This is a genomic window from Chryseobacterium sp. FP211-J200, assembly GCF_001643375.1.
Classification (GTDB): Bacteria; Bacteroidota; Bacteroidia; order Flavobacteriales; family Weeksellaceae; genus Epilithonimonas; species Epilithonimonas ginsengisoli.
This window is the reverse complement of sequence record NZ_LSHB01000050.1, coordinates 1-12,532: the sequence shown is the minus strand read 5'-3', so window position 1 is coordinate 12,532 and position 12,532 is coordinate 1. Positions and strand designations below refer to the sequence as shown.

Sequence of the window (12,532 nt, the reverse complement as noted above, 5' to 3'; positions counted from 1 at the left end):
ATTTGTTACCATAAAACTTGTATTTTTACCTCCCTGCATTTTTAAAAGATGGAAAAAGAAATAAAAATCAATTTTGAAGTGATCTCGAGTTACGAGCAACTCAACGATATAGAAAAAACACTCTTCGACAAAGCCAAAAAAATCCGCCAAAACGCCTATGCGCCCTACTCCAACTTCTTCGTAGGTTGTGCACTCCTTTTGGAAAACGGCGAAATAATCACCGGCTCCAATCAGGAAAACGCAGCTTATCCATCCGGATTGTGCGCCGAGAGAACCGCGATTTTCTGGACTTCTGCCAATTATCCAAACGAAAAAATCAAAAAAATATTTGTGATTGGAGGCCCAAAAGACGGACTCAGTTCCACGCCAATTCCACCTTGTGGCGGCTGCAGACAATCAATTCTGGAGTACGAAGCCAAACAAAAAGACGTCATCGAAATCTATTTCACATCCCCAAACGGAGAAATCATCAAGACAAAATCCATCCGGGATTTGCTGCCATTCTCATTTGACGGGACATTTTTATAATTTTTAGGAGCATCGAGTTGCTCTATCGATTGAGATGACCAACCTGCTGTCCACTATATCTTTTTTGCCTACGCTCAAGCTAAGCAAAAAAAGGATGCCGTTCCCATCAGGGCTATGTTGAAGTTTTGTATTTCTTTTCACTACAAATAAAATCCAAAATCCCATTCAAAAAACTGAATGGGATTTTCTTGTAAAATGTAGATATGGATATGAAAATTAGGTTATTAGTTTTTTATAATTTTCTGAGTCAATTTTTTCCCATTTTCCAACAGAATTTCAACAACATAAATTCCTTTTTCAAGGCGAGAGAAATCTACAGTCTTGTCTGAAATTAGTTTTGCATTCACAATTTGTCCCGAAAGATTGTAAACTTTATGCGTTTTTATTTTGCTGGCTGTTTTCACATTTAAAATATCTTTCACAGGATTTGGATAGATAGAAACCGTTTCATTTTTGGAATCCGAAACCGCCAAAACAGAGAATTCTATCTCCTGAGATTTATCTGAATATTTCTTGGAAGCATCAATGGCTTTCACACTCCAAAATATTTTCGAAGGCAAATTGGCTTTATCCAAATACCAGCTTTTCGTCGTCACAATATATTTTGCGATGTCCGCCTTACCAGACTCCGAACCAACCGTCAATTCGTATTGAAGCGAGTTCTCAAGTGTTTTATCATCTGTCGCTCCAGACCAAGTGAACTTGATTTTGTTATCAGTATCTGTTGCAGTAAGAATCGTTGGTGCATTGGGTTTTTGGTTAGAAACCGTTGTTGTATTTCTAAACAACTTGGTGTAAGGCATCAAATCCGGGTCAGCCCAATCGAAACCGTTGGCGAGGATGTCAAGATTTCCGTCGTTATCGTAATCAAACAAAGCCAGCGTTCCACCACTTCCAAGATTGTATAATCCTGAATCTTCCGACTTTTCAAACTTCTGAAGTTGAGGATTATAAAGATAAACATTCGTGTAGCCATCGTAGTTGTCATCATCTCTCATCACAACAAAATCGTAGTAGCCATCGTTGTTCAAATCGCCAACTTCAACATTTCCTGCCGAAAGTCCTTCGCCTTCAAACTTGCTTTCCGTGAAATTACCTTGTCCATCATTAATGAAAACCGCCAAATAGGGATTGTAATCCGCATCCTGACCAGCCACAACAAAATCCTGAAAACCATCACCTTTGAAATCAGCAAAAGCCATTTTGCTAGCGCTCACAGGCGGAAGTTGAGACTTCTGAACCAAGGTTCCATTTTCATTAATATAAACATTGAAAGTTCCTTCGTAATCAGAATTGAAACCATTTACAACAGCATCCAATTCATTATCGTTATTCAAATCTATAACTTTGAAACTTCCGTTTTGAGTTCCTGGCAACCAAGCTTCTGTCTTTTGAAAACCATTAGAATTATTGAGGTACAAATCCAAATCGTGAGAAAATCCGACGCCTTCAATATATTGAGTTCCGTTGATGGCATAATCTTGTTTTCCATCGTGATTGAAATCGAAAACGTCCAATCCGCCGTAGATTTTCCCAGCAGCATTATCAACCAAAGTGAAAGCTAAACCTGTATTTTTCCATCGGTATTGCTGATAATTCACAATATCATTATAACTAAGTCCAGTCGTTAGAACGTCCAAAAGTCCGTCATTATCAAAATCGATAAACTTGACCGCACTCAAATGAACCGAATTATCTCCAAAATTTTGAATGGATGAGAAATTTCCATTTGTATTTTTATAGAAATCATTGGACGTGACATCTACGTTCGTATCACCGTCAGAATCGATAGCGCCAGTGAAAAATATATCTTGAAATCCGTCATTATCAAAATCTGCAACTGCGCTGGCAGAGTAAAAGTAATTTTGAAGCGCCGGTTGCGAAACTTCTTCAAAACTTTGAGATTTGGTAATGATAGCTGACAAAGCTAAAATTGAAATATAAGACTTCTTCATATTATTTTTATTTAGAATAATTAAAAATTACTTTGCAAAAGTATATAAGAAGCCTTACCAAAAGGGATTTTAGAATATGATATTTGTCTTGTTTCGGTAAAATTTAGATTAAACTAAAATCAAGTTATTGATTTGCAAAAGGATGTAATGATTTATGAAATTTCAAAAATCTTACTTTCTTCGTGAATTCTCCTCACAACATTTTCAGTTCGTTCTTTGTGTGTGTCTGTGATGAAAATCTGTCCGAAGTTTTCTTTATTAACCAATTCAATCAATTGAGAAACTCTGGTGTCATCCAATTTATCAAAAATATCGTCCAAAAGAAGAATTGGCGATTTTCCAGTCAGTTCTTTGATTCGGTTGATTTGAGCTAATTTCAGAGAAACCAAAAAAGATTTCTGCTGACCTTGAGAACCTATTTTTTTGATTAAATTTCCATTCATTTCGAAAATCAAATCATCCTTATGAATCCCTTTGGATGTGTAGGTCAGAACTCGGTCTTTATCAATTGAATTCGATAAAAGTTCTTGGAACGTATTGTCTGAAAGATGAGATTCATACACCACAGAAACCTTTTCTTTTCCACCGGAAATAATGTCGTAATAATGCTGGACAATTGGATTCAGTTTTTCGACGAACTCCTTTCTTTTCTCGAAAATCCTTGTTCCGAAGTTTGAAATCGGGTCATCATAGATTTCCAAAGAATCTTTATCAAAATATCGGTTTTTAGCAAAATTCTTCAGCAAAGCATTTCTCTGTTGAATGGTTTTTTGATACTGAATCAAATCAAAAAGATAAACCGAATCTGTCTGAGAAATCATCGCATCCAGAAATTTTCTGCGACTTTCCCCGGAATCCGAAATCAAATTAGAATCGTACGGCGAAATCATCACACTCGGCAAATAGCCAATGTGGTCTGCCAATCTGTCGTAAGTTTTATCATTTTTCTTAATGATTTTTTTGGATTCTCTCGGATGCAGGATTTTGATAATATCTTCCTTCTCTTCATTCTGAATTTCAGATTCAATCGTAAAGAAATCTTCTCCCGATTTGATATTATTAAGGTCAGAATTCCCTAAGAAACTTTTACCAACAGACAGATAATGAAGCGCATCCAGAATATTGGTCTTCCCTACGCCATTGTTCCCGACGAAACAATTGATTTGTGGCGAAAAGTCAAACGAAACTTCGGAGTGGTTTTTGAAATTGATGAGTGAAAGTTTGTTGATGGTCATAGTTCTGAAAATCTGACGTTCTCAATTTTAAGTAAATGAAAAGGCAAGACAAAGGTAAAGATTTAGTTTCCAAAATTCACAAAATGCGGAATATCTGCCCCGAAACTGTTCAGTGGTAAAACATTATTTCGATTGCTGTTAAAATCAAAAACAGAGTTGTTATCAAACGGAACTTTTGGATAATAAGTAAACGAGATCTGAATCCTGTTGAACACCAAATACGGATTATTAATCAAAACACCAATTCCTATTTTTGCGTTGGCATTGGTTTTCATTAATTTATCCTGAGGCATTGCCAACCAGCCAACTGCCGTCGTCAAATATGGACTGAAATGGAAATTCTTCCAAGTTTTGTTCACAAAAAGCTGAAGCTGATATCTCAGAACCAACTTCTTCGTTCCAATGTAATCTGCGTTGTAAACAGGAAACTCATCTCTGGCAGAAAGGTTGATTCTGTCGCGGTAAGAGTAGTTATGTTGTGGATTTCCAAGCGCTAAAGTTGGTGCGAAAAAATGTCTCACTTTCGCAAATTTCCAATCCATCAGATTGGTAAAATAAGTTCCATCAAACCGGAAAGATTCCCGATTCTGGCTGTCTTCATTAAAGAACCTTCCGAACTGCGCTTTGACACTGAAATAGCCAATCTTTGTAAAATCGCCGTAAGCGCCAGAAACGCCAGCATAAGGCATTACTTCATTACTCCTAGATAAAAGTCCGCCCGTTATGCTAAAAGAATTTCCATAAGAGATATCCTCTGGCAACTCATATTGAAAAATATTTTTCTCAACCGAAAATTTCCTCTGAATAAATCCGGCAGAAGCTAAGAAACTGTTGTAAGATTTGAAATAATCAAACTGGTCAATTCCAGGACTGTCTTTGTACTGATAATTCTGAAAACGCCCGATGAACGCAATGTTGCTTGATATTTTTTCTTCCGGATTAGAAGAAACCGGAATCTGATAACCTCCCCACAAATCCTGGCTATACACCTTGATTTGAACTTCTGGCAAAGCACTTCTGTCAACCATCGGCAAAGCCACATTTCGCATAAAATATTCGAAGGAGAAACCGCCTGCCCATTTTGTGAGTGGAGAAAAGAAATCCCTTCTCGCATTCACATTGATTCGCTCATTTTTCCAAAAATCTCTTTCACCCAAAACCTGAGCATTGATATAGGAACCGAAAAGATTGTAAGCTGTATAACTTCCCAAAAGATAATCCTGCTTTTGTTTGGAATCGTTTCTGTAGAGGAAATCTGCCTCGTGCCCTAGTCCCAAAAAATTTTCTTCCGTAACGCCCATTCCAATTTTACTTCCCGAATAACTTGCCCTAGGTTTCAAACTCCAGGAATCAAGAACTTTCACGACAACATCGATTGAATCATTCGTAGAAGTGCTGTCTGCAACGCTGATATTGACCCGGTTCACGAAAGGCATCGTTCTCAATAAACGCTCAGATTCGTAGAGTTTTTGTGCATTGTATTCTTCGCCTTTTTTGAAAAGCAGATAATTATTGACAGTGGAAACTCTTGTATTAGAATGAAGATGATTCGTGAACCAATCGTACCAACGGCTTTTCTCTTTTTTGTCTTTGGAGCCGTAGCCGAAAGGGTCAATTGTTTCTATTTTGATATTTCTAATATATTTTCCGTCATAAGAAACCTGTTCTTGCTTTTCCGCTCTGGTTTTTACGGAAACGGAATCCGCTTCTCGACGAAAAATAAAACGGTGCAGAAATTTGGTAAATTTCCTTTTGTCCGAGAACTCTTCTATTTTGTAGTAGATAGAATCCTTTTCCTCTTTTTCCTGTGCGGACACAAAAGAAACACTACATAAAAACAATAACAGCGCAAAAATATTTTTATGCATTAGATTATAAATACTTCAAAAATTAATTAATATTCTGCTACTATCAATTTATAAGCCAATACAGCAACATAAGCAACAAAGGCAATCCGCTACAAGATTCTACCCAAAAAGAAAAGTAGGTTTCTTGGTTATCATTTTCAGAAAAATAAATTAGAATAAATGTGAAAACCGTTGTTAGTAAAAAACTTAAGGCAAATTCCTTATCAAGAAATATCAAACTTAAAAGACAAGCAACAAAAACTAAAAGATAAGCCAGATATTTTGTCTTTTGAACACCTATTAATATGGGAAAAGTCACGACATCATCGCTTTTCATATCTCTAATGTCGAAAGGTAAAACCAAAGCCGAAATAAACAACCACGAAATCCAGAAAATCTCCCAATTGAATTCCGGGAGAATGAGCCACGCATTAATCAAAGCCCAAGTCAAGCCAACGTAAAATATTTTCAGCAAAGGGATTTTTCTAATGAACTTCTCAAGAAAAAATGAGTTGTAAAGCAAACCAACAACGACTATCACAGCCCATTTCACCAATCTGATTTCATTATGATTAAAGACAATCAAGCAAAAACTAAGGATGCCACAAATGAAATTGAACACTAGAATTTTGATAAAAGTCTTCTTCCGATTCTGATATTTCGTGTAAAGATAACCGCTGAAATAGGTGATGAAAATCAACAGCAAGCTCGGCCAACGAAATATGTTTTGCTCCAGCATAAAAAATCCAGCCATCATTGTTCCCATCAGCGAGACAAAAATCTGGCTGTCAATCACATATTTTTTTGCTAAATTTAAAATCGACATTTTACTTTTAACAAATGTCCGAAAAATTGTTCTAAATCAATAAGATTTCCAAAACGTTAATTTTTAAAAAATTTATTTATCCTTCCAACCTTTACCAAAATAATGCATCTTTATACAGTGAATCATTCACTCAAAAAAAATAAAAGTCAGATATGAAAATCATTAAATCCGTCTCAGTTTTCTTGCTGATGCTTTTCTTCATCAACTTTTCGGCTCAGAATTACTACGATTCTCAATGGAAAAAAGTGGAGGAAAACTACAAGAAAGGAACTTACAAAAGTAATCTTCCGATAATTCTGGACATTCAAAACCAAGCGATGAAAGACAACAATGCCATCCAAATCATCAAATCTCTGAAAGCGGAATTCAGCATCCTGAAGCAAACGCACGACGACACGCAGAATGATGAAAACTCCAAATTCTTTTCGAAACTTCAAAGCACGGAAACCAAACTCAAAGGCGATGAAAAACAATTATTTCATCTTCTGACATTGGAATTCATTAATGATTATTACGATAATAATTCGTGGAAAATCAATCAGAAAACAAATATTAATAATCAAAATCTGTCACAAATTGAGACTTGGAGCAAACTGGATTTCAAGAATTTTTTGACTAAGAATTATTCAGATTTGGAGAAAGAAAATTCGGTTTTGAAGAAAATTCAGACTCAGAAATACAAGGAAATTTTTGACGCGACGGAAAATCTGGATTACTTCCCTACGCTTTCGGATTGGTCAAATTTCAATTACGTCGAGTTTTTAAGAAATCAAAATCTGTTCACGCCAAACGAACTGAAAGTCAATTCGACGAAAATCAATGATGTTTATGATTCGGAAATTTCGGATAATTCTGGGAATTCAAAACTGTACTTCCAACATCAGAAAATAAATTATAATTGTGAATTGAATCATTGTAAAGATAAACTTGCGCAACTTGAAAAACTGGTTGGTGATGAATCTGCAAAAGGCGATTACGAAGTTTTGATGATTGACGAAATGATTGAACTTCTTCAACAAAAAGATGACAACAAAACGGCTTTGGTTTGGGTCAACAAGGCGAAAGAACTTTATCCAAAATCGAAGTTCATCAATAATATTCTTAACAAAGAGAATGCAATAAAAAATCCTCAACTCAATCTGTTTTACGAGAAAGAAACGCAACCGAACAAACCGATCCACATCGTTGCGGAAGGTAAAAATGTGAAGCAATTTTCATTGAATATTTATGAAGTAAAAGATGATTCGCAAGGTTTTCTGAATTATGTTTTCGATTCTTACAAAACGCCTTTTTCCAAGGTCAAAAAATCGTTGGTAAGAAAGGATGAGTTCAGTTTGCCAGCTTCTTCGGATTTCAAATCTCATAAAACATCTTTGGAGCTGAAAGCATTTCCAGCAGGGATTTATCTGGCGGAATATGTGGTGGAAAATTCCGTTCAAGGGAATTATTATTTCATAGTTTCGGATTCGAAAATTATTTTTTCTAAAAAAGATGACAGCAATCCAAAAGGCAATATTCTTAAACTCGTGAACAACGAAAACGGAAAAGCTTTCATTAATGAAAACCTTGATATCACTGAATATGTCAGAGGAAAAGCGGTTACAAAATACACTGTAAAAACAGATAAATCGGGTAATTTCCAGTTTCCGAATTCTGCAAATCAGGAATATTACAGAAATTTCCTTGTGAAGAATGGAAACAATTTTTCGATGATAAACGTTTATGGTTACGATTACGGCAACGGAAACAAATCTGAAAATCAGGAAAGTGCACAGATTTTCCTCGACAGAAAAATCTATAGACCTGGACAAATTGTTTATTTCAAAGTGATTGCAACCGGAATTAACGGCGAAACTCAGAAAATGAAAACGCTGGAAAAAGTGAAGTTGAATATCACTTTGAATGACACCAACAACGAGGAATTGCAAACTTTGAAACTGACAACTAACGAATTTGGTTCCGTCAACGGCAGTTTTACTTTACCAAAAAATAAGCTGAACGGGAATTTCAGTATCGAAGTTGATGATGATAGTAATGTCGCTTACAACATTAGTGGTTACGCAGATTTTCAGGTTGAGGAATACAAACGTCCGAAATTTGAAGTGACTTTTGAACCGATAAAAGACGAGTACAAATACGGCCAAACCATCGAACTTAAAGGAAAAGCGATGATGTTTTCCGGCGTTGCATTGAGCAATTCGACCGTGAATTATGAAATCAAAAAACAAAATATCCGTTGGCGTTATTTCTGGTGGTACCCACGTGGAAACGATAATGAAAACTCCATTCTTGGCGAAGTAAAAACAAATGAGAAAGGTGAATTCACCATCAAAGTAGAACTTAAAAAAGACGAAACTTTAGAAGGCATTCAGATTGATAATTACGCCATCAATGCTTCTGTGACGGATATCAACGGCGAAACACAATCTGCAGACACGAATGTGAAAGTGGCTTCCGTTTCTCATTATATTTCGGCAGACAATGTTGAAAATATTTTTTCTGATGAAGCTGTAAAACTGACTGTTTCGACGAAAAATTACAACGACCAAGTTCTTGCAAAATCTTACAATGCAAAACTTGAAAAATTGGAAGAACCGAAGCAGATTTTCAGAAGTCAGTTTGAAAATACGATTCAGGATTTGCCGAAACTTTCTAAGGAAGAATTTGTGCAAAAGTTCCCACACGACAAATTTGATAAGCGTGATGATTTGAAGAAGTGGAAGGTTGAAAAAGTGATTCTTGATGGGCTTCGAGAGCCTCAGCCTGACAATGCGAAGAAGCCAACAACCAACAACCAACAACCAACAACCAATCTTGATTTGGGCAAACTGGAAGCGGGAACTTACAAGCTTAAACTTTACAATATCGAAGGAAAAGACACGATAAAAACGGAGCAATTCTTCAAAGTTTGGGATAAGAAATCACTTGGGCAAAATCAAAAACCTTTTCTGGAAGTCATTAAGCCAAAACAGGATTTCAAACGTGGTGAGAAAGCAAAAGTGTTTGTTTACTCCGCAGTTCCGGATGCTTTGGTGAATGTTTTTGTTCAAAATGGTAAAGGCGAAACGGTGACGGAAACGCATTCGTTCAAAAATGGAATTCTGGAATATGAAACTTTGATTCCGAAAGATGAAACTGTTTCGAGAGTTAATTTACAGTTTCAATTGGTAGCTTTTAATGATGTAAAAACGGAGAATGTGGATTTGAAAATTGCTGACAGTAAAGATGATTTGAAAATTGAAACCGTTACTTTCCGCGATAAACTTCAGCCTGGACAAAAAGAAAAATGGACGGTGAAAGTTTCTGGTTCTGGTAAAGAGAAAATCAATGCGGAAGTTTTGGCGGGTATGTATGACAAATCGCTTGACCAATTTGCTTCGAATAGTTGGAATTGGCAGGGATTTTATTCGCAGTTTTTTCAGAGTTCTTATGATTTGAAAAATGGCTTAAATCAAGCAAGTTTCAATAAAAACTTTAAGTATTTAAAAAATTATAATATTGATAATCCTCAATTTAATTGGTTTAGTGGACAAATATATAGACAAACATTTTTAAATTCTATACAAGGTTCGGCTCCTGGAGTAACGATAGAAGAAGCTGTTGTAGTAGGCTATTCAAGAGCCACTGTTCCCTTGGCAAAAAAAGCTCCGAAAGCTGATGCTGATGCCATATATGGAAGTCGTGCTGGAGATGTTGAAGGTTTATTGAAAACTTTACCAAGTGTCAATTCAAATGCAGAAATGAGCTCTCCGAACAAAGATGATTTAAATAAAATCCCAGTTCGTCAAAACCTCAACGAAACGGCGTTTTTCTATCCTAATCTTTTGACGGATAAAAATGGAAATGTGAGTTTTGAATTCACTTCTCCGGAAGCTTTGACGCAATGGAAATTGATGTTTTTGGCACATACGAAAGATGCGCGTTCTGCGACTTTGGAAAAATCGGTGGTGACGCAGAAAGAGTTTTCTATCACGCCAAATTACCCAAGATTTTTGCGTGAAGGTGATGAATTGAATCTTCAATCAAAATTATCGAGTTTGGTGAATCAAAAACTGAATGGTGTTGCGCAATTGCAGATTTTGGATGCGTTTACGAATGAAGATATTTCGGAGAAATTCGGAATTAGTCAATTGATGGCGGTTGCCGGTTATAATAAAGAACAATCTTTTACATTATCTGAAAACGGAAATTCTGTTGTTAATTGGAAAGTGAAAGTTCCGAACAATGTTTCATCAATTATTATTAAAATCGTTGCGAAAGCTGGAAATTTCTCTGATGGCGAACAAAAAGCAATCGCAGTTTTGCCGAACAGAATGTTGGTGACGGATGCGCTTCCGATTTTCGTGAAAGAAGGACAAACGAAAACTTTCATTTTAGAAAATCTTAAAAATTCAAATTCTCAAACGATTTCAAACGTTTCAAATACTTTGGAACTGACGACGAATCCGATTTGGGAAATTATGTTTGCGCTTCCAAGCTTGAAAAATGATATGAATAATTCTGCGGATGTAGTCTTTAATAAATGGTTTGCTGATGTTTTGGCTTCTGAAATTTTTAAAGCCAATCCGAAACTGAAAACGGTTTTTGATGAATATCAATCGAAAGGTTTATTGACTTCAAATTTGGAGAAAAATCAGGAACTGAAACAATTGTTATTAGAGGAAACTCCGTGGGTTTTGGAATCGAAAAACGAAACCGAACAAATGGAAAAACTGGCGAGATTGTTTGATGCGAATACGATGCGAAATTCCATTCAAACAGATTGGAGCGAATTGCAGAAATTACAAAATCCTGATGGTGGATTTAGTTGGTATTCTGGTTATCCGAGTTCGTATTATAACTCGTTGTATATTCTGAAAAACCTAGGAAGAATCAATGATTGGCTGAAAGGAAATGTGGCGGATTATCAAAGTTCTGAACAAAAAGAAATGGTGAAAAAACTGGTTTCTTATGTGGATAATGAAGTGAATAAATATTGGAAGACAGATAAAGATAATGTTTGGAACAACTTCGTCATCGATTATCTCGACACCCGAAATTATTGGGAAAAAGAATATCCTTTAAAAAATAAAGGTGCGACATTGAAATCTTTGGTAACAGCAAAAGCGAAAACCGCAAAAATTACTGATTTCACTTTCTTTGGATTGCATCGTTCGGCTTTGTTGTTCAGTAATTATGGACTGAAAGATGTTTCGAAAAAATTGATGACTTACTTGAAAGAAACTTCGACAGATACGGAAACGCAAGGTGTTTACTGGAAACAAAATCTGAACGATTGGGGTTGGTATTCTTCAAAAACCGTGAATCACGCTGGAGCTTTGGAAGCGTTCAACAAATTGACTCCGACGGATGAAACTTTCATTGAAGAAATGAAAATCTGGTTGGTAACCCAAAAAGAAGTGAATTCTTGGGGAAGTTCGCGCGGAACTGCGGAAGTCATTTTCACGATTCTTAATTCAGGGAAATCCTGGACTTCTGCGGAATCTGACAAAGCTGAAATTACTTGGGGCGGAAAAGCTTTGAAGCCTCAAACGCAAGCGACTGGTTACGTGAAACAGGCGGTTACCTCTGATAATTTGGATAAAAATCTAGCAACGGTTTCCATTAAAAAAGACAGTCCGGGAATTGTGCAAGGTGGCTTGTTCTGGCAATATTATGAGGATTTGGATAAAATAAAATCTTCGGAAACTTATATTTCTATTACGAAAGAATTATACAAAAAAGTAAAAACAGAGAACGGTGAACAATTAATTAAAATCAATGAAAATTCTCCGTTGAAAGTTGGAGATAAAGTGACGGTAAGAATGATTCTGAACACCGACAGAAATATGGAATTCATTCACTTAAAAGATATGAGAGCGGCAGGATTTGAACCTTTGGATGTCATTTCCGGTTATGAATGGAAAAATAATCTAGGATACTATCAATCCACAAAAGATGCTTCCACGAACTTCTACATCGAATATATGCCGAAAGGAAAATATGTTTTCGAATATGATTATGTTGCGAATGCAAGTGGAAAATTCAGCAATGGCATTACAACTTTGCAGAATTATTACGCACCACAAATGAATGCGCATACGCAGGGAACAAAAGTTGAAATAGAGCCTTAACATAATTTTAAAAATAAAAAAGACCAAC

General features: G+C 36.0%; 6 protein-coding genes. 2 read left to right on the top strand and 4 right to left on the bottom strand.

The features are described 5' to 3' along the window. Nucleotides 1-48: 48 nt before the first annotated feature. Complete coding sequence (gene cdd, locus AXA65_RS14475) at nucleotides 49-528, top strand: cytidine deaminase (protein WP_063970792.1); 480 nt, start codon at nucleotides 49-51, stop codon at nucleotides 526-528. Nucleotides 529-752: 224 nt separating this feature from the next. On the opposite strand, the gene AXA65_RS14470 is transcribed toward cdd, so the two are convergent. The 4 genes from AXA65_RS14470 to AXA65_RS14455 all read right to left on the bottom strand — a co-directional run bounded on the left by AXA65_RS14470 (nucleotide 753) and on the right by AXA65_RS14455 (nucleotide 6,391). Next, nucleotides 753-2,483, bottom strand: coding sequence for a T9SS type A sorting domain-containing protein (locus AXA65_RS14470; RefSeq protein WP_063970791.1), 1,731 nt, complete (start codon nucleotides 2,481-2,483; stop codon nucleotides 753-755). A 152-nt stretch (nucleotides 2,484-2,635) separates the two neighbouring features. Beyond that, on the bottom strand, nucleotides 2,636-3,718 hold the full coding sequence (gene recF, locus AXA65_RS14465; protein WP_063970790.1) for a DNA replication/repair protein RecF: 1,083 nt from the start codon (nucleotides 3,716-3,718) through the stop codon (nucleotides 2,636-2,638). Between the two features lie 62 nt (nucleotides 3,719-3,780). Then, nucleotides 3,781-5,586, bottom strand: a complete 1,806-nt coding sequence (locus AXA65_RS14460) for a hypothetical protein (RefSeq protein WP_063970789.1) — start codon at nucleotides 5,584-5,586, stop codon at nucleotides 3,781-3,783. 43 nt (nucleotides 5,587-5,629) lie between these two features. Then, a complete protein-coding gene (locus tag AXA65_RS14455; RefSeq protein ID WP_185114328.1) occupies nucleotides 5,630-6,391 on the bottom strand; it encodes a UbiA family prenyltransferase in 762 nt (253 codons plus the stop codon). A gap of 152 nt (nucleotides 6,392-6,543) precedes the next feature. On the opposite strand from AXA65_RS14455, the gene AXA65_RS14450 reads away from it, so the two are divergent. Next, on the top strand, nucleotides 6,544-12,504 hold the full coding sequence (locus AXA65_RS14450; protein ID WP_063970788.1) for an alpha-2-macroglobulin family protein: 5,961 nt from the start codon (nucleotides 6,544-6,546) through the stop codon (nucleotides 12,502-12,504). The last annotated feature ends 28 nt before the right edge of the window (nucleotides 12,505-12,532 follow it).